Raw genomic sequence first — 22,507 nt, 5'->3', positions numbered from 1 at the left:
CGCTGGCCATCAAAGAGCAACGCCTCTACTTGCCGCGATATTCCGGCAGAGACGGGCTCGCGCCGAAAATCACCTGCTGCGGATTCTTCTCCAGCGAGCGCACGGCCCGCTCCACCGTCTCCAGCGTCTTGCGCGCGTCGACGGCCAGCTGCTCATATTGCTTCAAGCCGCCGCCGGAGAAATTCTTGAGATTGGCCGAGGCGCCGGCGATGTCGGTCGCGATGCTGTTGAGCTTCTTGGGGTCGATCGCGGCGAGAAGCTTGTCGATGCGCGCCGGCAGCGGCTTCATCGAGGCGCTGATCTCCGACATGTCGTGAATGAAGGAGTCGATTCCGCCGGAATTATCGGCGAGCGCCTTGGTGAATTTCTCGGTGTTTCGCAGCGTGTCCGAGATGGTCTGCGAATTGGCGTCGAGCAATTTGCCCACCCGCTCGAGCACCTCCGTCGCGGTGGACGAGAGCTTTTGCACATTCTCGAGAATATTCTGAAACTCGGAGCGCTCGCCCTCTATGACGGGATAGGTCTCGCCCTGCCGGGCGCGCAGCTCCTCCGCGCCCGGCGTGCCGCCGGTGAGCGACACATAGGAGACGCCGGTGAAGCCGGCCTGCTCGAGACGCGCGCGCGTGTTGGTCTTCACCGGCGTCTTGCGGTCTATGCTGACGAGCACGTCGACGCGGCTCGGATCCTGTTCCGAAATGGCGAGCTGCGTCACCTCGCCCACCTTCAGCCCGTTGAAGCGCACGTCGCCGCCGCGCAGCAGGCCGCTGACCGAGCCGTAGAAATGCACCTCATAGGTTTTGTATTGCGCCGTCTGGCTCGCTCCCGAGAACCAGAAGACGAAGCCGAAGGCCGCGAACACCACGGCGAGGGCGAAAGCGCCGATGAGGGCGAAATTGGCGCGGGTTTCCATGGGGCCTACTCTCGTCCTCGCAGTTCTTTCGTCTTGCGCTCCTCGAGCGCGCCGGAGAGGCGCGATCCGCGCACGCCGTGGAAATAAGCCTTCAGCCAGGGATGCTCGCAGGCGAGCATCTCCTCCATCGGCCCGGCGGCGATCACCTTTCCCTCGGCGAGCGCGGCGATGCGGTCGCAGATGGAATAGAGGCTGTCGAGATCATGCGTCACCATGAAGACGGTCAATCCGAGCGTATGTTGCAGAGTGGCGATCAGCTCGTCGAACTCCGCCGCGCCTATGGGATCGAGGCCGGAGGTCGGCTCGTCGAGAAAGACCAGCTCCGGGTCGAGCGCGAGCGCGCGGGCGAGCGCCGCGCGCTTGATCATGCCGCCCGATAATTCGGCCGGAAATTTGTCCGCGGCGCTCGCGGGCAGGCCGACCAGCTCGAGCTTCAGCATCGCCAGCTCGTCCATCAGCCGCGCCGAAATATGCCCGGTCTCGCGCATGGGCATTTGAATATTCTGCCGCACGGTGAGGCTGGAGAACAGCGCGCCATTCTGGAACAGCACGCCCCAGCGCCGCTCGACGCGCCGGCGCTCGGCGGCGGAGAGCTTGTCGCGATCCTGCCCGAACAGCTCTATGAGGCCGGAGCGCTTGTCGACGAGGCCGAGAATGGTGCGCATCAGCACCGATTTGCCCTGCCCCGAGCCGCCGACGAAGCCGAGCACCTCGCCGCGATAGACATCGAGATCGAGGCCGCGCATCACCAAAGTCTGCCCGAAGGCGACGAAGAGATCGCGCACGCGAATGACCGTCTCGCGCGTCGCGGCGGGCTTTTCGATCGTCGGCGAGGCGAGGTCGGTCATCGGGCTAATATTTGATCGAGGCGAAGAAGATGGCGAAGAAGCCGTCGAGCACGATGACCATGAAGATCGCCTTCACCACAGAAGCCGTGACGTGGCGGCCGAGCGATTCGGCCGAGCCTCTGGTCGCCATGCCCTCCATGGCGGCCACCATGCCGATGACCAGCGCCATGAATGGCGCCTTTATGAGGCCGACGATGAAAGTGTTGCGGCCGATCGCCGCCTGCAGCAGCGAGAGATAGGCCGCCGGGCTGATGCCCTCATAGACCCAGCACACCAGAAGGCCGCCGAACAGCGCCGACATATCGGCGATGAAGGTGAGCAGCGGCAGCGACAGAACCAGCGCCAAGACGCGCGGCGTCACCAGCACCTCGACCGGCGAGAGGCCCATGACGCGCAGAGCGTCGACCTCCTCGCGCATTTTCATCGAGCCGAGCTCGGCGGTGATGGCGGAGCCGGAGCGGCCGGCGATCATGATGGAGGTGAGCAGCACGCCGAGCTCGCGCAGCACCAATATGCCGATGAGATCGACCGCATAGGCGCCCGCGCCGAAGCGTCGCAGCTGGAATATGCCCTGCTGCGCGACAATGGCGCCGACGAGCAGATTGATGAGCGCGATGATCGGCAGGCTGCGAAAGCCGAAGCTCTCCATATGATAGACGAGCGAGGTGAAGCGAAAGCGTCCCGCCGCCATGAGCGAGACGCCCGAGGCGACGACGAACTCGCCGAGAAAGCCCACGCCGCTATAGGCGTCCTGCGCCGCCGAGACGACGGAGCGGCCGAGATCGGCGAGAATGTCGACGACGAGCAGGCGACGGCAGCGCGACGGCGCCTCGAAGGGACGAAACTTCGTCTCCTGCAGCAAGATGACATGCTCCGGCCGCGCGCCCTCCAACGAGACGGCGACCCCGGCATGGGCGAGCTCGTCCATGGCGCGGCCGATGATCCAGGCGCCGGCGGTGTCGAGCCGGACGATTTGCGCGAGATCGACGATAGCGCGAGCGGCGCCGCGGGCGGCGGCGGCCATGCCGGCGGCGTCCTTCTCCAGGGCGGCGGAATCGGCGAGCACCCATTCGCCGCCCAATGTGAAGCGCACGGCCTCGCCCTCGCGTCGCGACGAGAGACGGGCCGTATGGTCGAGGTCCGTGGCCATGCCTATTTTCGGCCCTATGGGCCGGCGGCTCCCTTTCTCCGCGCCCCGCAGCGTCTTAACTTCCGCCGCAGCCAGAGTCGAGCGCGAGCCTGGCCGCGACGCGCCTAGTCTCTCTGTTTCAACTGGAAAAATCGCTATGGGCGTCCAACTGACCATTTCCGTCGAACGTTTCCCCATCGCCGGGCGATTCGTCATCTCCCGCGGCGCCAAGACCGAGGCCGTCGTCGTCGTGGCGCGACTCGCCGACGGCGACGCCCTGGGCCAGGGCGAATGCGTGCCCTACGCCCGCTATGGCGAGAGCGTGGAGAGCGTCGTCGATCAGCTGGAGAGCGTGCGCGATCTCCTCGAGGCCGGCGCCGACCGCGCTGCCCTCGCCGCTCTGCTGCCGCCGGGCGCCGCCCGCAACGCCGCCGATTGCGCGCTCTGGGATTTGGAGGCGAAGCGCACCGGCGTCGCCGCCTATCGGCTCGCCGGGCTCCTGCGCATGGAGCCGCTCGTCACCGCCTATACGATCTCGGTCGGAACGCCGGAAGAAATGCGCGAGGCCGCCGCCAAGGCGGCTCATCGCCCGCTGCTGAAGGTGAAGCTCGCCGGAGATGGCGACGCCGAGCGCATTGCGGCTGTGCGCGCCGGAGCGAACGATTCGGCGCTGATCGTGGACGCCAACGAGGCGTGGCGCGAAGAAAATTTCCTTGCCAATAGCGAAGCCTGCGCAAAGGCCGGCGTGAGGCTGATCGAGCAGCCGCTGCCGGCGGGCGCCGATGCAGCGCTCGCGCGCCTCCCCCGCCTCGTGCCGATCTGCGCCGATGAGAGCGTGCATGACCGCATCGGCCTTTCCGCTCTGGTCGGGCGCTATGACGCCGTGAACATCAAGCTGGACAAGACCGGCGGCCTCACCGAGGCGCTCGCGCTCGCCGCCGAGGCGCGGCGGCTCGGCTTCTCGATCATGGCCGGCTGCATGGTCGGCACCTCGCTGGCGATGGCCCCAGCGCTGATCGTGGCGCAAGGGGCGGAGTTCGTCGATCTCGACGGCCCGCTGCTGCTGGCGAAGGACCGCGAGCCGGGGCTGCGGTATGAAGGGTCGCTGGTGTTTCCGCCAGAGAGGGGGTTGTGGGGGTGAGCGACGAAGGAGCGAGACCAACGACGTCAGACGCGGCTATACGACTTTGATATCGAGAATTTCTTGAAATCGAGGCAGCCAGACGTACCCCTGCCCTTTTCGAGCGGCGTAGCCGAGATCGCACATGTCGGGCATCAGATCACGCATGTAGCAGCCGAGCGGAAACTCGACCCCGATTTCGTCGGTCATGCCTACTTTGTCTCTTGCGAAATAGAACAGGCTCGCGAGGAGCCTCGGCAGCGGCGCTCCTGACGAAGCGCGCTCATATGCGATCCGCTCTGCTTCTTCGGAAGCGCAAACAAGCTCGAAGCAACAGGCATGGCCTGGAGGATCGACCAGGGGCCGCAACAGTCCGAGCTTTTCGAGCTGTTCGGCGTAGTCTTCCAGATCGGATTGAAATGCATGAAAGAAATATGGCGTGGCGAGCGGGATTTCGCGCCCGTCGCGAAACAGTTCGCCGGGCTCATGACACAGAAGCGATTCGACGCCATCGATCATCAGTCGAACGCATCGCCCAAAAATTCGTCTATCGCGCTCGAGCATGTGACCTCACAGAGCCTGCCGAATTCACGCCACCTTCGGCGTGAGTCGCGCAATGGAAACGCTCGCGCGCGCCCGCGCTCGCGCGAGGTCATAGGCGATCTGCATACGCATCCACGCGTCGGCCGATCCGCCGAAAGCCTGCTCGAGCCGCAGCGCCATTTCCGGCGTGAGCCCGTGATGGCCGTTGATGAGGCGATAGAGCTGTTGCCGCGTCACGCCGAGCCCCTTCGCCGCCTCGGCGACGCTCAGGCCCAGCTCCTCTATATTGTCTCGGATGAGCCCACCGGGATGGGCAGGATTTTTCATCATCGCCCGCGCCTTCATCAGTGATAGTCGACGAAATCGACATCTATTGTCCACCGGCTCCATGGCGCCGATCGAAGGTTTCCTCATCCTGAGGAGCCGGCGAAGCCGGCGTCTCGAAGGACGAGGAAACCGTCAGCGCCGCCCTCTGGAACCTCGCGCTTCGAGACGGCGGCTTCGCCGCCTCCTCAGCGTGAGGACGAGGGGGATCGCTCTTCCGCATCTTCGACCCGACCGCCGAAACATGCTATGGGAACCGCCTCCGCCCGAGGCAAGCCCCCCCAATCCCCTTCTGAAATTCCCGAGGCCCACCCATGCCCACCAAGGCCTATGCGGTCCAATCCGCCACGGCGCCTTTCGCGCCTTTTTCCCTCGAGCGCCGCGCGCCGGGACCGAGGGATGTCGCGATCGACATTCTCTTTTGCGGCGTCTGCCATTCCGATCTGCATACGGCGCGCAGCGAATGGCCGGGCACGCGTTACCCTTGCGTGCCGGGCCATGAGATCGTCGGCCGCGTGACCGCCGTCGGCGCTGAGGTAATGCGGTTCAAGGCCGGCGATATAGCCGCCGTCGGCTGCATGGTCGACAGCTGCCGCCGCTGCTTCTCTTGCGACGATGGGCTCGAGCAATATTGCGAGCATGGCTTTGTCGCCACCTACAATGGCGCGCTCGACGGCTCCGGCGAGAACACCTTCGGCGGCTATTCGACGGCGATCGTCGTCGATGAGCATTTCGTGCTCGCCATCCGCCATCAGGAGGCGCAGCTCGCCGCCGTGGCGCCGCTGCTCTGCGCCGGCATCACCACATGGTCGCCGCTGAAACATTGGGGCGCCGGGCCGGGCAAGAAGGTCGGCGTCGTCGGCATTGGCGGGCTCGGCCATATGGGCGTGAAGCTCGCCCATGCGCTGGGCGCGCATGTCGTCGCCTTCACCACCTCGCCGTCGAAACGCGAGGCCGCTCTCGCGCTCGGCGCCGATGAGGTGGTGGTCTCCAAGGATGCGGAGGCCATGGCGGCCCGCGCAGGCAGCCTCGATTTCATCCTCGATACGGTCGCCGTGTCCCATGATCTCGACGCCTATGTGAATCTGCTGAAGCGCGATGGCGTGCTGACGCTCGTGGGCGTGCCGGAGACGCCGCATCCCTCGCCGTCGGCGGGCGGGCTGATCTTCAAGCGGCGGCAGATCGCCGGCTCGCTGATCGGCGGCATAAAGGAGACGCAGGAGATGCTCGACTTCTGCGCCGAGAAGGGCATTGTCGCCGATATAGAAACGATCGCCATGCAGGAGATCGAGACCGCTTACGCCCGCATGGTGAAGAGCGATGTGAAATATCGCTTCGTCATCGATATGGCGACGCTGAAAGCCGCGTGAGCCTCACGAGAGCTCGCTCTCTCTTTGTTGCGACGCGTTTCCAACGCCGAACCGGCGTCCACTTCGGCTGGAAACGCTCAATGAAAATCGAGCAGCGAGCCCTTGTCGATCTTGAACAGATTGGCGTCCGGCGCGCTGCTGCGGTCGATATTGAACAGCGACACCAAGGTCTCATAGCCCTGCGGGTCGGAGACCTGCCATTGCTTGAGCAGGAAGGTCTTGGAATCGAAGATCAGCTTGATCTTCGACGTGCCGCCGAAGGTCGCCTTGTCTTCTATCGAGATGGAGGCGCCGGCGTCGTCGATCACGACATCGACGAGCTTCACGTCCTTTTGCAGATCGACCTTCTCGTTGAGCAGGAATTTCAGCGGCGTCTGATTGATGAAATAAAGGTCCTGCGTGTTGAGCTTGCGGTCGCGCACGGCGACCTGCACGCCGTCGGAGACGACCTCCATCGTGGCCGGCTGCGCATATTCGAAGCGCATGCGCCCGACCTTATGCACATAGAGCTTGCCCTCGGCCCTTCGGCCATCGCCGCCGATCTGCACGAAATCGGCCGTCATGACGGGCGAGGAGTTGAGCGAGGCCTCGGCGCGCTTGATCGCCTCGTCGCGGGTGAGCGGCGCCTGCGGCTGCGCCGCCACTGCGACAGCGGCCGCGGCTCCGCCCACGGCGGCGGCGCCCACTGCCGCTTTGGCGGCGTCGGCGGCGGGCGCGGGCGGCTTGGGCGCGGCGGGGGGAATCGTTTTGGCGTCGCCGGGCTTGGCCTGAGCCGCTTTGGAATCGGCCGCCGGCTTCGCCTTGGCGTCGGCCGCGCCCGGCTTGCCCTTGGCCGCCGCCGCAGGCTTGCCCGCCTGAGCCTTGGCGGCCGGCGCCGGTTGCGGCTTTTTCTTCGGCTCCACGGCCTGGGCGCCGGAGGCGGCGAGAAGGGCGAGGACCAGCGCGGCGGCGAGAGGCGATTTCACGGGAATTGGTGCTCCGGGACATTTCGGCGCGGCTGATCGGAAGCCGTCCGCCGTCCTCACTAGGACGGCGATATGGCTAATGTTGGATCATATTCGCCGAGCACGATTGCGTCGCCCTGACGTGCGGCGTGTCCCCTTCTCCCGCACGCGGGAGAAGGTGGCCCCGCGAAGCGGGGTCGGATGAGGGTCCCTGCCGTTCGAGAGGTTGCGCCGAAAACCGAGGCGCCCTCATCCGACCCGACTACGTCGGGCCACCTTCTCCCACAAGTGGGAGAAGGGAGGCGCCCTTCCGTCGCGGCTCCGGTTCCCTCACGCCGCATCTATGTCGAACGCCCCGCGATCGATCCCGCCGCCCACCAATATCTCGCGCTTGCCGGCGTGATTGGCTTGGCCCACCACGCCTTCGCGCTCCATCTGCTCCACCAGCGAAGCGGCCTTGTTGTAGCCGATCGACAAGCGCCGCTGAATGTAGCTCGTCGAGCATTTGCGGTCGCGCAGCACGATCGCCACGGCGCGGTCGTAGAGATCGGCGCCCTCCTCCGCATCCATGGAGCCCGGCGCGGCGCTCTCGGCCGCCTCCTCGGAGAGCTCGTCCTCCGTGGTGATGGCGTCGAGATATTGCGGCTGCCCTTGCGTCTTCAAATGCGCGACGATCTTCTCGACCTCCACATCCGAGACGAAAGGCCCGTGCACGCGCGAGATGCGACCGCCGCCGGCCATATAGAGCATGTCGCCCTGCCCCAAGAGCTGCTCGGCGCCCTGCTCGCCCAAAATGGTGCGGCTGTCGATCTTCGACGTCACCTGGAAGGAGATGCGCGTCGGGAAATTCGCCTTGATCGTGCCGGTGATGACATCGACCGAGGGACGCTGCGTCGCCATGATGAGATGAATGCCCGCCGCGCGCGCCATTTGCGCGAGGCGCTGGATCGCGCCTTCGATATCCTTGCCGGCGACGAGCATCAGATCCGCCATCTCGTCGACGATGACGACGATGAAGGGCAGAGGATGCAGCTCCATCTCCTCGCGCTCGAAAATCGCCTCGCCGGTCTCGCGATCGAAGCCGGTCTGCACCGTGCGGGTGATGACCTCGCCCTTGGCCTGCGCCTCGACGACGCGCTGGTTGAAGCCTTCGATATTGCGCACGCCGAGCTTGGACATTTTCTTGTAGCGGTCCTCCATCTCGCGCACCGCCCATTTGAGGGCCACCACCGCTTTTTTGGGGTCGGTGACGACGGGCGTCAGCAGATGGGGGATGTTGTCATAGACCGAAAGCTCGAGCATTTTCGGATCGACCATGATGAGGCGGCACTCTTCCGGCTTCATCCGGTAGAGCAGCGACAGAATCATCGTGTTGATGGCGACCGATTTGCCGGAGCCGGTCGTGCCGGCGACGAGAAGATGCGGCATGCGCGCGAGATCGACGATGACCGGCTCGCCGCCGATCGTCTTGCCGAGCGCAATGGCGAGGCGATGCTTGGTCTTCTCGAAATCCTCGCAGGCGAGAAGCTCGCGCAGGAAGACCGTCTCGCGGCGATGGTTGGGCAGCTCTATGCCGATGGCGTTGCGGCCGGAGACCACGGCGACGCGCGCCGAGACCGCCGACATGGAGCGGGCGATATCATCGGCGAGGCCGATGACGCGCGAGGATTTGATGCCGGGCGCGGGCTCCAGCTCATAGAGCGTGACCACCGGGCCGGGACGCACATTGATGATCTCGCCCTTGACGCCGAAATCCTCGAGCACGCCCTCCAGCAGGCGGGCGTTCTGCTCCAGCGCATCCTGCGAGATTTTGGCGGCCGCGGCCTGCTTCTTCGGCTCGCTCAGCAGCAGCAGCGGCGGCAGCTCATAGCGCAGAGATTCGTTGCGGCTCTCGAACAAGGTCGGCTGACGCTCGCGCATCACCCGCTTGCCCTGCTTCAGCGGGCCGGCGGGCTCCATCACGCGGGCGGAGGCCGGCGGCGGCTCGTCGTAATCCTCCTCGCGCGGCGTGGCCGCGGCCGCGGCGGCGCGCGCGGGCGCCGGCGGCGGGACGAAGGAGAAAGCGTCGAAGACCGGCTCGCGGCGCGCGGAGAGCAAAGGCGGGCCGGACGGCTCCTCGATCTCGACCGGCTTGCGGCGCCGCGCCAGCAGCGCGGCGAAACGACGCGTGACCAGCGTCTTTATGGTGAGGCCGGCGTGAATGAGCGCGCCCAGCGAGACGATGGCGACGCCGGGCTCGTCATCCTCTTCTTCCTCATCGATTCGGCGCCCCGCGGGCTCGTCCTCGCCATGGGCGGCCGCAGCGGCCTCGAAGCCGAAGCCGGCGGCGCCGGTGAGGGCGAGAATGGCGGTTCCGGCGCCGACCAGCGCCACCAGCGCCATGGCCGCCGCCGAATCGCCGAAGAAGCGGCGCGGCAGCGCCAGCACGGCGTCGCCGAGCACGCCGCCGAGCCCGGTGGGCAGCGGCCAGCGGTCGGTGACGGGCAGGAGTGAGACGACCGCCGCCGCCGCGAGCGCGCCGATGATCCACAAGCCGAAGCGCAGCAGCGGCCGATGCAGCGCGCGCTGGGTGACGAGCCGCAGGCCCTGCGCCGCGATCGGCAATATCGCCGCGATCGCCGCGAGGCCGAACAGCTGCATCAATATATCGGCGGCGACCGCGCCGCCGGAGCCGAGCAGATTGCGCACCCGCCCGGTGGTCGCATGATTGAAGGAGGGGTCGCGCGCCGACCAGGAGACCAGCGCCAGAGCCGCCGCGACCGAGGCCGCTATCAGCGCCGCGCCGGCGAGCTCCGCGGCTCGGCGCGCCGTGAACTCGCGCACCGGCTCGGAAACGTGACGGAATGCGTTGCTGCGCATCATGACGAATGAGCCTACTCGTGCGACGATTTAGAAATGCAGCGAAGCACGCCGAAAAAGGGCGCGCTCGGCTGACGTGACGGCCGAGGGTAGGCAGGCGGGGTTAAGGGGCGATTAACCCTGACGCCCGCCCTGCCGCGCCGCGGGCTCCCGCCGCCGCGCTCAGATCACGCCCAACTCGGGCGGGCCATAGCCCATCTCCGGCAGGGCGTAGACCTGATAGCTATAGACATTCTTCAGCGCTTCCTCCGGCGTCATGCGCCGGTAGTCGTGCTTTCCCGCTTCGCGCGCCGCGCCATTTGGCTTGGGATGCGGCGTGCTGACGTGGTCGATCTCGCGCCCGGATTTGAAACGGCCGCCACAATAGTGGCCCAGCTCGTGAATGATGACCGGGAGGCTGCCGAACCGCTCATTGGCGACATAGATATAGGCGCCCTGCTCGCCGGATTCGATTTCTGCGATGCTGAAAGAATATCCGCCCACATGCGCATAGGCGAGAGCGTCCTCGCGATAGTGATCCGACAATTGGAAGAGCGGGAAGCTGCCGGCGATGAATTTGCTCAGGGCGGCGTTCATGCGCTGGTAGATCGTCGACACCGCGTCGATATTGTCCAATGGATAGGCCGATTTGTGGAATTTGAAATGCCAATCCGCTTCGCGTTTCAGCTGCGCATTGGAGAATAGCGGGCTCGGCAATGCGTAGGAGGACCGCACGACCGAAAGACGGTGGAGCGCGTTCATCACCCGCGCCCGCGCGACCGGAGCCTGTTCCCGCGCGATCTCCAGCAAATCGGTTCGGCTTCCCCAATTGGCGATGACATTCATCTTGTCGATCGTCCATTTTCCCGGATCGACGCGCCCATCGGGGCGCCAGCCGTCATGGAATTGCGGATTTGCCGGGAACTGCTTCTTCTGGAAGTCGAGAATGGCGCCCCGCGTCAGCGGTCCGCATATTCCGTCTGTCGCCAATAGCGGCGCGGGACCGCCGTTGATCTTCGGAATCTTGTCGAGAAGCTGCTGAATCTTCAGCACGTCCGAATAGGAATTGACGCCGCCGAGGCCGACGGATTCGGAGATTCGAACCTCGTCCGGCTTGCGCGCCGGCGGGGCGTCCGCAGAACGATAGTCGATAATGCCGTGCGATTTGCAAATACACCAACGCATTCGCGGCCCCCGCCCTCGATTGAAGAAACGATCGCTCAAAATCCCCGCTTCGATCGCTCCCCCGATCGAAAGAGAACGAACCGAGCGTCTCGGGACCTTCTAAAAATCCATGTCGATCGCCGAGCGGTCTTCTCGCCCGACACAACGAGAAATAATGTGCGCCCGCGCACGAGAGGGCGCAAGGACCGCGCCCCTCGGCCACTCGCGCCGCGCGACAGCCTCGCGCAAGGCGCGCGGCTAGACTGCGTGGATGGCGCGTCCCGATTCGCCGAGGAGCGCCCTCGCATTCTCGAGGAGACCGCGCGTGAAGGCCGTAATATTCGCAGGCGGTCTCGGCACGCGCCTCAGCGAGGAGACCGACAATCGCCCCAAGCCCATGATCGAGATCGGCGGCAAGCCGATCCTGTGGCACATAATGAAGATCTACTCGCAGCACGGGGTAAACGAGTTCGTCGTCTGCCTCGGCTACAAAGGCTATTTCATCAAGGACTATTTCACCAACTATTTCCTGCATATGAGCGACGTCACCTTCGACCTCGCCGAGAACAAGACCATCGTCCACAACAAGATGGCCGAGCCCTGGCGCATCACGCTGGTCGACACCGGCATAGAGACTTTGACGGGCGGGCGCCTGAAGCGCATCGCCGATTATCTGCCCGACAACGAGCCTTTCTGCCTCACCTATGGCGACGGCGTCGCCGATATCGATATCGCGGGCGAGATCGACTATCACCGCGCCCATGGCCGGCTCGCGACCATGACCGTCGTGCGTCCGCCGGGCCGCTTCGGCGCCGTCACAATGGATGGCGACGACATTCTCTCCTTCGACGAAAAGCCGCGCGGCGACGGCGGCTGGATCAATGGCGGATTCTTCGTGATGTGGAAGAAGGCGCTCGATTATATCGACGGCGACTCCACCGCGCTCGAGCAGCAGCCGCTGACCCGCATCGCGGCCGACGGGCAGCTGCGCGCCTATCGCCACGACGGCTTCTGGCAATGCATGGACACGCTGCGCGACAAGCGCTTCCTCGAGCAATTGTGGAGCGGCGGCGAGGCGCCCTGGAAGGTCTGGGCGTGAGCAGAATTCGCGGCGATCGAGGCGAGCCTGAAGGCTCGCGGTCCAGGGCGCTGCTTGGACCGCGAGCCTTCAGGCTCGCTCTTCCGCAATCGGCGAACGCCCGATGACGCCGCAATTTTGGGCCGGCAAGCGCGTCCTCGTCACCGGACACACCGGCTTCAAGGGCGGCTGGCTCTCCTTATGGCTCATGCGGCTCGGCGCGAATGTCGCGGGCTATGCGCTCGCGCCGCCGACCGAGCCCAGCCTTTTCGCGCTCGCGCGCCTCGACCAGAAGATGGAAAGCGTCATCGGCGATATTCGCGACGCCGAGCGGCTGACGCGCGCCGTACGGGAGCTCGAGCCGCAGATCGTCTTCCATCTCGCGGCGCAGCCGCTCGTCCGCTACTCCTACGCCAATCCGATCGAGACCTTCGCGGTCAATGCGCTCGGCACGGCGCATCTGCTGGAGGCGCTGCGCGGCGCGCCGTCGGCGCGCGCCATCGTCATCGTCACCAGCGACAAATGCTATGAGAATCGCGAATGGCCCTGGGCCTATCGCGAAAACGAGGCGATGGGCGGCTTCGACCCCTATAGCGCCAGCAAAGGCTGCGCGGAGCTCGTCGCCGCCTCCTTCCGCAATTCCTATTTCGCGACGCCGGAGCAGCCCTCGCGCGGGGCGGCGCTGGCCACGGCCCGCGCCGGGAATGTCATCGGCGGCGGCGATTGGGCGGCGGATCGGCTCGTGCCCGATATTTTGCGCGCGCTGGAGCGCGGCGAGACGGCGCAAATACGCTTTCCGCGCGCGGTGCGTCCCTGGCAGCATGTGCTCGAGCCGCTCGCCGGCTATCTGACGCTCGCCGAGCGCCTGTGGACCGATGGCGCGCCCTTCGCGGAGGCCTGGAATTTCGGCCCCGATCCCGCCGGCGAGCGCACGGTCGCGGAGATCGCCGACGCGCTCTGCCGCGCCTATGGCGAGGGCGCCGGCTGGACGAAGAGCGGCGGCGACGAGCCGCATGAGGCGCATTTGCTGAAGCTCGATTCCGCCAAGGCGCGCAGCCGGCTCGGCTGGCGCCCGCAATGGTCGATCTTCGAGGCGCTGGAGGCGATCGTCGATTGGGAATCGCGCCGCCGCCGCGGCGAGGATGTGGCGACCACATCGCTCGCCCAGATCGACGCCTATGAGAGACGCATGGACGCCGCCGAGCGCGGCGCGCGCACGCCCGGAGCAATGATATGACCCCGCCCGCAGCCGCCGCCCTGCAAGCCCCCGCCGAGACGGCGGATGAGAAAGAAGCGCTGCGCGCGCAGATTTTGGCGCTCGTCGGCCGCTACGCCGAGATCGCCCATGCGACGCCGGAATTTCGTCCCGACGCCTCCGCCGTTCCGGTCTCCGGCAAGGTCTATGGCGCTCGCGAGATGCAGACGCTCGTCGATTCGGCGCTCGACTTCTGGCTCACCACCGGGCGCTTCAACGATGCTTTCGAGAAGGCTCTGGAGACGTTCATCGGCGTCCGCCATGCGCTGACCGCCAATTCCGGCTCCTCGGCCAATCTTCTCGCGCTCACCGCGCTGACCTCGCCGCTGCTGAAGGAGCGCGCGCTTCAGCCGGGCGACGAGGTCATCACCGTCGCCGCCGGCTTTCCGACGACGCTCAATCCCATATTGCAGAATGGGATGACGCCGGTCTTCGTCGATGTCGACATTCCGACCTACAATATCCGCGCCGATCTCATAGAGGCGGCGATCTCGCCGCGCACGCGCGCCATAATGATCGCCCATACGCTCGGCAATCCTTTCGATCTCGCCGAGGTGACGCGCATCGCCGAAAAATATGGCCTGTGGCTGGTCGAGGATTGCTGCGACGCGCTCGGCTCGCTCTATGACGGGCGCCAGGTCGGCACATTCGGCGACATCGGCACGCTGAGCTTCTACCCGGCGCATCACATCACAATGGGCGAAGGCGGCGCCGTCTTCACCTCGCGCTCGGCGCTGCGCCGCAGCGTCGAATCCTTCCGCGACTGGGGCCGCGATTGCTGGTGCGCGCCGGGCAAGGACGACACTTGCAAGAAGCGCTATGAGTGGCAGTCGGGCGATCTGCCCTTCGGCTATGATCACAAATATGTCTATCAGCATCTCGGTTATAATCTGAAGATCACCGATATGCAGGCCGCCGTCGCTCTGGCGCAGATGGAGCGCCTGCCGGCCTTCATCGCGGCCCGCAAGCGCAATTTCACGCTGCTGAAGGAAGCGCTGCGTCCCTATGAGGATATCTTCCTGCTGCCCGAGGCGACGCCGCGCAGCGATCCCTCCTGGTTCGGCTTCGCGCTGACGCTGCGCGAGAGCGCGCCTTTTGGACGCGAGGCGCTGCTGCAGCATCTCGCCGAGAAGCGCATCGGCTCGCGGCTGCTGTTCGGCGGCAATCTCTTGCGCCAGCCTTATATGAAGGACCGCCCGCATCGCGTCGCCGGCGCGCTCTCCGCCACCGACGCCATCATGCGCCGCACTTTCTGGGTCGGCGTCTATCCCGGCCTCAGCGAAGCGCATATCGCCTATATCGCCGAGTCGATCGGCGCCTTCCTCGCGGATGCAGGACATTGGCGCGCCGCCTGATACGACTTCCGATCGATCCATTCGGATGAAGCATCCGTCCCTCGCCCTGAGGAGCCCGCGAAGCGGGCGTCTCGAAGGGTCTCGCCGCTGCGTGTCGCTGGAACGTCCTTCGAGGCTTTTTGCGTGCCGCAAAAAGCGCCTCAGGACGAGGGGATTGTGTTTGCCGCGCCGAAGCAATCAGCCGGAAGCCGCATGAGCGCGCGAAACGCGTCGGGCCCCGACGACACGGGATTGTAATAATTCTGAATACACGTATTAGTTGTATTTCTGCGGCGTCGATGCTAGTTTCGTCGATATGCAGCGCATCTTCGGCCGATTGTTCCTGTCTCGCCGAGCTTCGCGAAATATCGCGATGCTGCTCTGCATTCTCGTCTTTCAATCGCTGTTCGCGCTCGTCCCCGCGCCGCGGCCGGAGCATGGCGCTCTGGCTTCGACCTGCGCGTCGAGCGCGACGGAAAAGAGCGGCGCGCCTCTAGATCGTCATTGCCGAACGCTCGACTGCTGCATGTTCGGCTGCGCATCGCATGACGCGTCTTGGCTCGAAACGGCGTTCGCCTCGGCGCATCTCGTCCCATGGTCGAAGCCGACGCCGACGCGCCGTCCGGGCGATGCGCGGTCGCGCCCGCTGATCGCGCATCTCCTCTTCGTCGCGCGCGGGCCGCCCGCCGCGATCTGATCTCCATCTACTGCTCATTCTCGATTCCCTTCGCGCGTCGCCGCTCGCCGAGGCCCGACATGTCGCGCCGCGAGCCTTGTCGCACGGTCAGAGATTTGTCGCGCGCGACGCTCGTCGCGCGCAGCGCCCGACTTCGCTTTTTTTTCAAGACATCGGCGGCTCGACGGAGCCTCGCCCTCGATGAAGGGATTTTCCAATGCCGAGACTGAAATCCACGAGCGGCCGCGCCGCGAGACTTTCTGACATCGGGACGCAGGAGGGCGCGCGATGACCGCCCCGGACAAAGCCCTCGGCGCGCTCTATCAGGACTATGCGCCGGCGCTGCGCCGCTTCGCGCGTCGCCGCGTCGGCATGCAAGAGTCGGAAGATATTGTGCAGGATATTTATCTCCACGCGCTGCAGCGCGTCGATGTCGCCAAGCTCGAGAGCCCGCGCGCCTATCTCTTCCGCATCGCCGCCAATCTCTCGGTCGACGCCATGCGCCGGAATCGCATCCGCTCGCGCTACACCGAGGAAGCCGCGCGCGACGCCGATCAGGCGGAGATGTCGAACTCCGGCGACGCGATCGCCACGCTCATGGAATTTCAAAAGCTGCGCGCCGCGCTGGAGCGGCTGCCGCCGCTCTATCGCGAGATACTTCTGCTGAAACGCCTCGAGCATCTGACCAGCGCCGAGATCGCGGCGCGCGTCGGCGTGTCCCTGCGCACTGTCGAGCGTCATCTCGCCCGAGCCAATGACGAGATCCGGCGCGATCTCGGCGCGTGAAGCAAAATTGCAAGACGGAGCGCCGGGAAACGGCTCGGCGCTCCGCTACGAAAGTGATGCTCAGACGCTCGACATGCCGCCATCCACGAGGAGATCGGCGCCGGCGACATAACCATTGGTCGCGAGGAACAGCACGGCCTGCGCGACCTCCTCCGGCCTGCCGATGCGCCCCAAGGGGGTACGCGTCGTCAGATATGCGCGCAGCTCGGCGACTTGATCTTCCGTCAGACCGAGCTTGCCGTAGATCGGCGTCTCCGTCGCGCCTGGACTGACGACATTGACGCGAATTCGGCGATGCGCGAACTCCTTCGTCCAACTGCGCGCGAAGGAACGGACGGCGGCCTTGCCCGCCGAATAGACGCCGAAGGCCGGAGTTCCCTCGACACTGGCGTTCGAGGAATCGAGAATGATCGCGCCGCCCTCGACCAGCAGCGGCAGCGCCTTTTGCACAGTGAACAGCAGGCCCTTCACATTTATGTCGAACAGTCGGTCGAAATGCTCCTCGGAAACCGCGCCGATCGGCGCGAATTCCGCGATCGCCGCATTGGCGAACAAAATATCGATGCGACCGAATTTTCGAGCGACCTCTGCATAGAGCGCATCGAGATCGGCGAGCTTCGAGACGTCGCCGCAGACGCCATGCGCCTTCGCACCGAGCCGCGCGACGGCCTCCTCCAGCTCGCGTGCACGACGACCCGTCACGATGACCTCCGCGCCGCGCTCGACGAAGAGCGCGGCGGTCGCGAGCCCTATGCCGCTCGCGCCGCCGGTGACAACGGCGATTTTTCCGTCGAGCTCCGACATCGCCTCGTCCTCCGCTCGTCGATCAGACCGCCACCAGCCCGCCATCGACATAGAGATCGACGCCGGCGACATAGCTGCTCGCATCGGAGGCGAGGAACAGGACAGCCTCCGCCACCTCCTCCGCTTTGCCGAAGCGTCCGAGCGGAACGCTGGTCGCCAATTGCCCCGCCAATTCGTCGTGCTGCTGCTCGGAGAGGCCCATCGTGTCGAAAATCGGCGTCTCGATCGGGCCGGGACTCACCACATTGACGCGAATCTTGCGGGCTTTCAGCTCGGCCGTCCAGGTGCGGGCGAAGGAGCGCACCGCCGCTTTGGTCGCCGAATAGACGCCGAAGCCGGGCGTGCCGACCGTATTGGCGATCGACGAGTTGAGCACGATCGCGCCGCCGTCCGAAAACAGCGGCAGCGCCTTCTGCACGGTGAACAGCAGGCCTTTGACGTTGATGTCGAACATATGATCGAAGAAGGCCTCGTCCACCTGCTCGACCGGCGCGAGACGGACGACGCCGGCGTTGGCGAACAGAATGTCGATGCGGCCGAAGCGCTGCTTCACCTCGGCAAAGAGCCGATCGAGATCGGCGAGCGACGAAACGTCCCCCTGCACGCCGACGACGCCGGAGCCGATGCGCGCGACCGCGGCGTCGAGCTCCGCCTTCCGCCGGCCGGTGACGACGACCTGAGCGCCCTCCTTGGCGAAAAGCTCCGCCGTGGCGAGGCCTATGCCGCTATTGCCGCCGGTGACGACCGCGATTTTTCCTGAAAGACGACCCATGCTCGCGCTCCTTTCGCGCTAAATTCATTAGTTCAGGAATACGGAACTACTGAATGAATGTCAATCGTGCTAGTGTGACGCATGAGGAAGCTCCACCATCCGCGGCCGGAAGAGATCACAGTCGAAGGGATTCTCTACGCCCTGGCCGATCCTGTGCGGGTGCAGATATTCACCCGGCTGGCGGCGTCGGAATGCGCGCAGAACTGCTCGCAATTCCTGAATGTTCTCGATCAGGCGCCGCTCGCCAAATCGACGCTTTCCCAGCATTTTCGCATTTTGCGGGAGGCCGGGCTCATCCGCAGCGAGCGCCGCGGCGTGGAGCTCATCAATTCCACGCGCTGCGCAGAGCTGGCCGAGCGCTTCGGCCCCATGGTGCAGTCGATCATCTCCGCCTATGAGCGGCAGAAGATCGAGGCGGCGGCCGAATCGGCGCCCCGAACGGCGATTGACAAAGACGCCGCGCCCGTCTAGGGCTTTCCCGCTTCGTCGCGGCGGTTTCGCCGCGATTTTCTTTTTGCGTCGACGCTTCGGCGCGAGGAGCGGAGCGAAAACCGGTCTACTGCAAAAAAGCCGGCCGGCGCATCGTCGCCAGAGCCGGGACGAACACAGGAAAAAGAGATGTTCGCAGTCATCAAGACCGGCGGGAAGCAATATAGCGTCACCGCCGGAGACACGATAACCGTCATGGCCCTCGAGGGCGCGGCGGGCGACAAGATCACCTTCGACGAGGTGCTGTTCGTCGGCGCCGAGGGCTCCGCCAAGATCGGCGCGCCGCTGGTCGCGGGCGCGAGCGTCACCGGCGAGATCGCCGAGCAGGCCCGCAGCCCCAAGACGCTGGCCTTCAAGAAGCGCCGCCGCCAGAACTCCAAGCGCAAGCGCGGCCATCGTCAGGATCTGACGATCGTGCGCATCACCGGCATCGAGGCCGGCGCCTGAGAATTGGCGTGACGCCGCCCGGCGGCGTATAGAAGAAGCCAAGCGCGCCGCGCGTCCGGCGCGCGCACCAATTCAGCGGCCGCCCTGCGCGGCCCCCCCGAGCGGCGAGCGCCGGCTCGGCGTGAAATTTTGAGGAGCAGGAACAATGGCTCACAAGAAAGCGGGCGGCTCGTCGCGCAACGGTCGCGACTCCGACGGTCGCCGTCTCGGCGTGAAGAAGTTCGGCGGCGAGGCCGTGATCAGCGGCAACATCATCGTGCGCCAACGCGGCACGAAATGGCATCCCGGCCGCAATGTCGGCATCGGCAAGGATCACACGCTGTTCGCGCTCGTCGACGGCGTGGTCCTGTTCAAATCCAGCGGCGGCCGCGCTTCGGTATCGGTCGTCGAGCCGGCGGCCGCAGCCGCCGAATAGGCGGAGGATCTGCGAGGACCTTCCGCCGGCGTTTCGATCCCCGGCGGATTTGGTCCTCGAGCGACCGCCATTAAGGCGACGCTCCAGGCGCAAAATCCGAAAAAAGGCCTCAAAGGGTCGATAGGGGAAGCGGAACGCCCGCTTCCCCTTCGTCTTTTTTTCGGCCCTTTTTCGCATCGGCCGCCATGGAGCCTCGGATGTTTCCCGAAATTGCCCGCGACGATATTTTCAGATTGGAGACCTCGCGGCTGTGGCTGCGCTGGCCGCGCGCCGCCGACCAGGGCTCGATCTGCCGTCTGGCCGGCGATCCCGAGGTCGCCCTGAAGACGGCGCGGATTCCGCACCCATATGAGGCCTATCACGCGGAAGGCTTCATTCTCGCCGCGCGCGCCGAGAACGCCAGCGGCGCCGGCCTCACCCTCGCCTTGACGCAGAAGCGCCAGGCGGACGAGGCGATCGGCGTGATCGGCGTGCATGGGGCGAATGCGCGCGGCGCGGGCATGATCGGCTTCTGGCTGGGACGGCCCTATTGGGGGCGCGGATTGATGAGCGAAGCGGCGGGCGCCTTCATCGACATGGTGTTCGGCATGACAGGGCTGGAGCGAATCGTCTCCAGCGCGCTGCCGAGCAACGCCGCCTCGCTGCGGGTGCATGAGAAGCTGGGCTTCACCCGCGCGGGCCAGGGCAAATTCCCGGCGCCGGCGCGCGGCGGCGAGGTCGATGTGGAGCTTTTCGACCTGCGGCGCGGCGCCATTCCGACGAGCTTCGGCGCCAAGCGTCCGAAGCTGCAAGCGACATGAGCTCGAAACAGTCATGAAATTCCTGGATCAGGCGAAAATCTACGTGCGCTCGGGCGATGGCGGAGCCGGCTGCGTCTCCTTCCGTCGCGAGAAATTCATCGAGTTCGGCGGGCCGGACGGCGGCGACGGCGGCCGCGGCGGCGATGTGGTGGCGATCTGCGTCGATGGGCTCAACACGCTCATCGACTATCGCTACCAGCAGCATTTCAAGGCCAAGACCGGCGTCCATGGCATGGGCAAGAACCGCCACGGCGCCAAGGGCGCCGACGCCGTGCTGAAAGTGCCCGCCGGCACGCAGATCCTCGAGGAGGATGGCGAGACGCTGATCGCCGATCTGACCGAAGTCGGGCAGACCGCCATCATCGCGCGCGGCGGCAATGGCGGCTTCGGCAATCTGCATTTCACCACCTCGACCAATCGCGCCCCGCGCCGCGCCAATCCCGGCCTGGAGGGGGTAGAGCGCACGCTGATCCTGCGGCTGAAGCTGATCGCCGACGCCGGGCTGATCGGCCTGCCCAACGCCGGCAAATCGACCTTTCTGGCCACGGTCAGCGCCGCCAAGCCCAAGATCGCCGATTATCCCTTCACCACTTTGCATCCGGGCCTCGGCGTGGTGCGGGTGGACGATCGCGAATTCGTGCTCGCCGACATTCCCGGCCTCATAGAGGGCGCGCATGACGGCCATGGGCTCGGCGACCGCTTCCTCGGCCATGTCGAGCGCTGCCGCGCGCTGCTGCATCTCGTGGACGCCACCGGCGAGCACGCCGGCAAGGATTACAAGATCGTCCGCCGCGAGCTCGCGGCCTATGGCGCCGAGCTCGACGAGAAGCGGGAGATCGTCGCGCTTTCGAAAATCGACGCCGCCGAGCCCGAGCATTTGAAGAAGCAGAAAGAGCGGCTCAAACGCGCAATGGCCTCCGCCGGCCCTGCGGGGGCCACAGAGCGCCCTGCCCTGCTGCTGCTGTCCTCCGCCACCAACGAAGGCGTGACGGCGGCCCTGCGCGCGCTGGCGGCCGCCAAGGAGACAGCGGCGCATGAGGAGGCGACAGCGGCCGAGCCCGCGCCGGAATGGCGGCCGTGAGGCGAAGAGAGATCGAAACAGAAATGTGACGATTTTTTCTTTTCAGAGCTGGACATGAGCGGCGTCATTGGGTATTTGCCACCTCGTTCCGCTCATTCAGCGCAAGCCGAAGCGACGGACGGGCGCATAGCTCAGTTGGTAGAGCAGCTGACTCTTAATCAGCGGGTCCAAGGTTCGAGCCCTTGTGCGCCCACCATCTTCTCAATCACGTAGGCGAATGCTTCGCCGGGACGATCCCGGCGAGGGCAATGGTGGGGTAACCTCCACCCCGGCTTAGGGTGCCGCCACGGCGCGCTTCAGCGGCAAAAAGCGACGCCTCGTGCTACTCGAAGGCGAGGCTTGGTTCGACGTGGCGCCCGTCCCTTCGTCGTCGAGGCGGCGGGCGAGACGGTCACGGCGCTCGGCGCCGCCTTCGACGTGTCGCTCGAGCGCGGGACCGCGCAAGTCGCCGTCGAACAGCATAGCGTCAAGGTCGCGAGCGGGGGACGCGAGACCGTCGTCGGCGAGGGCCTGGAGACGAGCTATGTCAGTGGCGCGGCGACGAAAGCCGCCGCTGCGACCGATCTCGATCGCGTTTCCGCCTGGCGGAATGGCCAGTTCATGTTCGATGGCCAGCTCATGTTCGAGAACCGGCGCTTGGGAGAGGTCGCCGATGCTCTCGGGCGACATCGCCGCGGTTTCGTCTATTTCGCCGATCCGGCCTCGAGGGAGCGGCGCGTGACGGGCCTCTTCCGCATCGATGATCCGCTCGCCGCTCTGCGGCAGATCGAAACCGCGCTCGGCCTGCACACGATCTATCCGACCAAATATCTGATCATCATCAAAGAATAGCCACGGGAGATTTTTTCGCAGCAAACGTCCTCTTTGCGCCTTCGACCGCGTGACTCGAATGAGGGGAGAGACGCCCCTCATTCGAGAGAGGGAAAGCGGCGATTGGCGCGACGCAAACTTCGAGGCGAGCGCGGGATGGGGGCCACGATCACAATCGCGACGATGAGCGTCGCGACCATAGCCGCAAGGGCGTCGGGCTCGCACGCGCGTCCATTCCCGCCGAGCAGCGCGCCGGCGTCGTGCAGACGAACCGAATTCCGGCAGGCTCCATGTCCAAGGCGCTCAACGCCATCGCCGGGAAGAACGGCTTGCAGCTTCTCTATGACGCGCGCTTCCGCGTCGGTAAAAATGCGCCGTTCAACAAAAAATCACTGGCAGAGGTTACGTCACGCGCCCAGAATCTTCGTCATCTCGAACGACAGTAGCCCTGACGCCCGTGATCACTCGGCCGCCGGTTGCTCGAGCGATGCTCCGGTGACCTGCCCCTGAAAAATCCCACCAGCATCGATTAGAGTCCGGCCGATTGCAGGACGGACACGATGAAGAAGA

General features: G+C 65.5%; 24 protein-coding genes and 1 tRNA gene. 15 read left to right on the top strand and 10 right to left on the bottom strand.

The window, feature by feature from the left end:
- Window positions 1–25: 25 nt before the first annotated feature.
- The 3 genes from ACT53T_RS14965 to ACT53T_RS14955 are packed head-to-tail and all read right to left on the bottom strand — an operon-like array spanning window position 26 to window position 2,908.
- Window positions 26–910, bottom strand: coding sequence for an MlaD family protein (locus ACT53T_RS14965; RefSeq protein ID WP_476161802.1), 885 nt, complete (start codon window positions 908–910; stop codon window positions 26–28).
- Between the two features lie 5 nt (window positions 911–915).
- Window positions 916–1,758, bottom strand: a complete 843-nt coding sequence (locus tag ACT53T_RS14960; RefSeq protein ID WP_018264482.1) for an ABC transporter ATP-binding protein — start codon at window positions 1,756–1,758, stop codon at window positions 916–918.
- Window positions 1,759–1,762: 4 nt separating this feature from the next.
- Entirely contained in the window at window positions 1,763–2,908 is a 1,146-nt protein-coding gene (locus tag ACT53T_RS14955) for an MlaE family ABC transporter permease (protein ID WP_476161801.1), read from the bottom strand.
- 136 nt (window positions 2,909–3,044) lie between these two features.
- Between ACT53T_RS14955 and dgcA the strand changes: the two genes are divergently transcribed.
- Complete coding sequence (gene dgcA / locus ACT53T_RS14950; protein ID WP_476161800.1) at window positions 3,045–4,028, top strand: N-acetyl-D-Glu racemase DgcA; 984 nt, start codon at window positions 3,045–3,047, stop codon at window positions 4,026–4,028.
- A 36-nt stretch (window positions 4,029–4,064) separates the two neighbouring features.
- On the opposite strand, the gene ACT53T_RS14945 is transcribed toward dgcA, so the two are convergent.
- A complete protein-coding gene (locus tag ACT53T_RS14945; RefSeq protein ID WP_476161799.1) occupies window positions 4,065–4,526 on the bottom strand; it encodes a hypothetical protein in 462 nt (153 codons plus the stop codon).
- Between the two features lie 69 nt (window positions 4,527–4,595).
- Entirely contained in the window at window positions 4,596–4,880 is a 285-nt protein-coding gene (locus tag ACT53T_RS14940; protein ID WP_476161798.1) for a HigA family addiction module antitoxin, read from the bottom strand.
- A 308-nt stretch (window positions 4,881–5,188) separates the two neighbouring features.
- Here ACT53T_RS14940 and ACT53T_RS14935 point away from each other — a divergent pair, with 308 nt between their 5' ends.
- On the top strand, window positions 5,189–6,244 hold the full coding sequence (locus ACT53T_RS14935; protein ID WP_476161797.1) for an NAD(P)-dependent alcohol dehydrogenase: 1,056 nt from the start codon (window positions 5,189–5,191) through the stop codon (window positions 6,242–6,244).
- A 77-nt stretch (window positions 6,245–6,321) separates the two neighbouring features.
- Here the strand turns inward: ACT53T_RS14935 and ACT53T_RS14930 are convergent, their stop codons facing one another.
- The 3 genes from ACT53T_RS14930 to ACT53T_RS14920 form a co-directional block, all read right to left on the bottom strand.
- Complete coding sequence (locus tag ACT53T_RS14930; RefSeq protein ID WP_476161796.1) at window positions 6,322–7,209, bottom strand: LolA family protein; 888 nt, start codon at window positions 7,207–7,209, stop codon at window positions 6,322–6,324.
- Window positions 7,210–7,518: 309 nt separating this feature from the next.
- Entirely contained in the window at window positions 7,519–10,047 is a 2,529-nt protein-coding gene (locus ACT53T_RS14925; RefSeq protein ID WP_476161895.1) for an FtsK/SpoIIIE family DNA translocase, read from the bottom strand.
- Window positions 10,048–10,209: 162 nt separating this feature from the next.
- Window positions 10,210–11,211, bottom strand: a complete 1,002-nt coding sequence (locus ACT53T_RS14920; RefSeq protein ID WP_476161795.1) for a peptidoglycan-binding domain-containing protein — start codon at window positions 11,209–11,211, stop codon at window positions 10,210–10,212.
- 304 nt (window positions 11,212–11,515) lie between these two features.
- On the opposite strand from ACT53T_RS14920, the gene rfbF reads away from it, so the two are divergent.
- The 5 genes from rfbF to ACT53T_RS14895 all read left to right on the top strand — a co-directional run bounded on the left by rfbF (window position 11,516) and on the right by ACT53T_RS14895 (window position 16,319).
- The gene (gene rfbF / locus ACT53T_RS14915) at window positions 11,516–12,289 is read left to right on the top strand and encodes a glucose-1-phosphate cytidylyltransferase (protein WP_476161794.1); all 774 of its coding nucleotides are present in this window, start codon (window positions 11,516–11,518) and stop codon (window positions 12,287–12,289) included.
- A gap of 103 nt (window positions 12,290–12,392) precedes the next feature.
- Window positions 12,393–13,505, top strand: a complete 1,113-nt coding sequence (gene rfbG / locus ACT53T_RS14910; RefSeq protein WP_476161793.1) for a CDP-glucose 4,6-dehydratase — start codon at window positions 12,393–12,395, stop codon at window positions 13,503–13,505.
- Window positions 13,502–14,878: a lipopolysaccharide biosynthesis protein RfbH gene (gene rfbH, locus ACT53T_RS14905; RefSeq protein WP_476161792.1), complete on the top strand. Its 1,377-nt coding sequence runs from the start codon at window positions 13,502–13,504 to the stop codon at window positions 14,876–14,878. The genes rfbG and rfbH overlap by 4 nt, the downstream gene beginning before the upstream one ends.
- Window positions 14,879–15,230: 352 nt before the next feature.
- On the top strand, window positions 15,231–15,554 hold the full coding sequence (locus ACT53T_RS14900) for a hypothetical protein (RefSeq protein WP_476161791.1): 324 nt from the start codon (window positions 15,231–15,233) through the stop codon (window positions 15,552–15,554).
- Between the two features lie 267 nt (window positions 15,555–15,821).
- Window positions 15,822–16,319, top strand: coding sequence for an RNA polymerase sigma factor (locus tag ACT53T_RS14895; RefSeq protein WP_476161790.1), 498 nt, complete (start codon window positions 15,822–15,824; stop codon window positions 16,317–16,319).
- 60 nt (window positions 16,320–16,379) lie between these two features.
- On the opposite strand, the gene ACT53T_RS14890 is transcribed toward ACT53T_RS14895, so the two are convergent.
- Together ACT53T_RS14890 and ACT53T_RS14885 are read right to left on the bottom strand one after the other, a co-directional pair.
- Window positions 16,380–17,123, bottom strand: a complete 744-nt coding sequence (locus ACT53T_RS14890) for an SDR family NAD(P)-dependent oxidoreductase (RefSeq protein ID WP_476161789.1) — start codon at window positions 17,121–17,123, stop codon at window positions 16,380–16,382.
- 22 nt (window positions 17,124–17,145) lie between these two features.
- Window positions 17,146–17,895, bottom strand: coding sequence for a glucose 1-dehydrogenase (locus ACT53T_RS14885; RefSeq protein WP_476161788.1), 750 nt, complete (start codon window positions 17,893–17,895; stop codon window positions 17,146–17,148).
- A gap of 81 nt (window positions 17,896–17,976) precedes the next feature.
- Between ACT53T_RS14885 and ACT53T_RS14880 the strand changes: the two genes are divergently transcribed.
- The 8 genes from ACT53T_RS14880 to ACT53T_RS14845 all read left to right on the top strand — a co-directional run bounded on the left by ACT53T_RS14880 (window position 17,977) and on the right by ACT53T_RS14845 (window position 22,383).
- Window positions 17,977–18,366: an ArsR/SmtB family transcription factor gene (locus ACT53T_RS14880; RefSeq protein ID WP_400766540.1), complete on the top strand. Its 390-nt coding sequence runs from the start codon at window positions 17,977–17,979 to the stop codon at window positions 18,364–18,366.
- A gap of 147 nt (window positions 18,367–18,513) precedes the next feature.
- Window positions 18,514–18,831, top strand: coding sequence for a 50S ribosomal protein L21 (rplU, locus tag ACT53T_RS14875; protein WP_024878998.1), 318 nt, complete (start codon window positions 18,514–18,516; stop codon window positions 18,829–18,831).
- A gap of 145 nt (window positions 18,832–18,976) precedes the next feature.
- A complete protein-coding gene (gene rpmA / locus ACT53T_RS14870; RefSeq protein WP_018264460.1) occupies window positions 18,977–19,246 on the top strand; it encodes a 50S ribosomal protein L27 in 270 nt (89 codons plus the stop codon).
- A 197-nt stretch (window positions 19,247–19,443) separates the two neighbouring features.
- Complete coding sequence (locus ACT53T_RS14865; RefSeq protein WP_018264459.1) at window positions 19,444–20,046, top strand: GNAT family N-acetyltransferase; 603 nt, start codon at window positions 19,444–19,446, stop codon at window positions 20,044–20,046.
- A gap of 13 nt (window positions 20,047–20,059) precedes the next feature.
- Window positions 20,060–21,127 (top strand): GTPase ObgE, encoded by a 1,068-nt coding sequence (obgE, locus tag ACT53T_RS14860; RefSeq protein ID WP_476161787.1) that lies wholly within the window; start codon window positions 20,060–20,062, stop codon window positions 21,125–21,127.
- 120 nt (window positions 21,128–21,247) lie between these two features.
- Window positions 21,248–21,323: transfer RNA gene (locus ACT53T_RS14855), tRNA-Lys, on the top strand.
- A 143-nt stretch (window positions 21,324–21,466) separates the two neighbouring features.
- A complete protein-coding gene (locus tag ACT53T_RS14850) occupies window positions 21,467–21,958 on the top strand; it encodes a FecR family protein (RefSeq protein WP_476161786.1) in 492 nt (163 codons plus the stop codon).
- A gap of 269 nt (window positions 21,959–22,227) precedes the next feature.
- Complete coding sequence (locus ACT53T_RS14845; RefSeq protein WP_476161785.1) at window positions 22,228–22,383, top strand: hypothetical protein; 156 nt, start codon at window positions 22,228–22,230, stop codon at window positions 22,381–22,383.
- Window positions 22,384–22,507 lie beyond the last annotated feature (124 nt).

Source organism: Methylosinus sp. DMC45, from assembly GCF_056313885.1.
The sequence above is the reverse complement of the archived record's forward strand: the minus strand, read 5'-3'. Positions and strand labels throughout refer to the sequence as shown.

Coding starts and splice junctions, on each gene's coding strand:
- ACT53T_RS14965 (WP_476161802.1), bottom strand. CDS start 910: ATGGAAACCCGCGCCAATTTCGCCCTCATCGGCGCTTTCGCCCTCGCC.
- ACT53T_RS14960 (WP_018264482.1), bottom strand. CDS start 1,758: ATGACCGACCTCGCCTCGCCGACGATCGAAAAGCCCGCCGCGACGCGC.
- ACT53T_RS14955 (WP_476161801.1), bottom strand. CDS start 2,908: ATGGCCACGGACCTCGACCATACGGCCCGTCTCTCGTCGCGACGCGAG.
- dgcA (WP_476161800.1), top strand. CDS start 3,045: ATGGGCGTCCAACTGACCATTTCCGTCGAACGTTTCCCCATCGCCGGG.
- ACT53T_RS14945 (WP_476161799.1), bottom strand. CDS start 4,526: ATGATCGATGGCGTCGAATCGCTTCTGTGTCATGAGCCCGGCGAACTG.
- ACT53T_RS14940 (WP_476161798.1), bottom strand. CDS start 4,880: ATGATGAAAAATCCTGCCCATCCCGGTGGGCTCATCCGAGACAATATA.
- ACT53T_RS14935 (WP_476161797.1), top strand. CDS start 5,189: ATGCCCACCAAGGCCTATGCGGTCCAATCCGCCACGGCGCCTTTCGCG.
- ACT53T_RS14925 (WP_476161895.1), bottom strand. CDS start 10,047: ATGCGCAGCAACGCATTCCGTCACGTTTCCGAGCCGGTGCGCGAGTTC.
- ACT53T_RS14920 (WP_476161795.1), bottom strand. CDS start 11,211: ATGCGTTGGTGTATTTGCAAATCGCACGGCATTATCGACTATCGTTCT.
- rfbG (WP_476161793.1), top strand. CDS start 12,393: ATGACGCCGCAATTTTGGGCCGGCAAGCGCGTCCTCGTCACCGGACAC.
- rfbH (WP_476161792.1), top strand. CDS start 13,502: ATGACCCCGCCCGCAGCCGCCGCCCTGCAAGCCCCCGCCGAGACGGCG.
- ACT53T_RS14900 (WP_476161791.1), top strand. CDS start 15,231: ATGCTGCTCTGCATTCTCGTCTTTCAATCGCTGTTCGCGCTCGTCCCC.
- ACT53T_RS14895 (WP_476161790.1), top strand. CDS start 15,822: ATGACCGCCCCGGACAAAGCCCTCGGCGCGCTCTATCAGGACTATGCG.
- ACT53T_RS14890 (WP_476161789.1), bottom strand. CDS start 17,123: ATGTCGGAGCTCGACGGAAAAATCGCCGTTGTCACCGGCGGCGCGAGC.
- ACT53T_RS14885 (WP_476161788.1), bottom strand. CDS start 17,895: ATGGGTCGTCTTTCAGGAAAAATCGCGGTCGTCACCGGCGGCAATAGC.
- ACT53T_RS14880 (WP_400766540.1), top strand. CDS start 17,977: ATGAGGAAGCTCCACCATCCGCGGCCGGAAGAGATCACAGTCGAAGGG.
- rplU (WP_024878998.1), top strand. CDS start 18,514: ATGTTCGCAGTCATCAAGACCGGCGGGAAGCAATATAGCGTCACCGCC.
- rpmA (WP_018264460.1), top strand. CDS start 18,977: ATGGCTCACAAGAAAGCGGGCGGCTCGTCGCGCAACGGTCGCGACTCC.
- ACT53T_RS14865 (WP_018264459.1), top strand. CDS start 19,444: ATGTTTCCCGAAATTGCCCGCGACGATATTTTCAGATTGGAGACCTCG.
- obgE (WP_476161787.1), top strand. CDS start 20,060: ATGAAATTCCTGGATCAGGCGAAAATCTACGTGCGCTCGGGCGATGGC.
- ACT53T_RS14845 (WP_476161785.1), top strand. CDS start 22,228: ATGTCCAAGGCGCTCAACGCCATCGCCGGGAAGAACGGCTTGCAGCTT.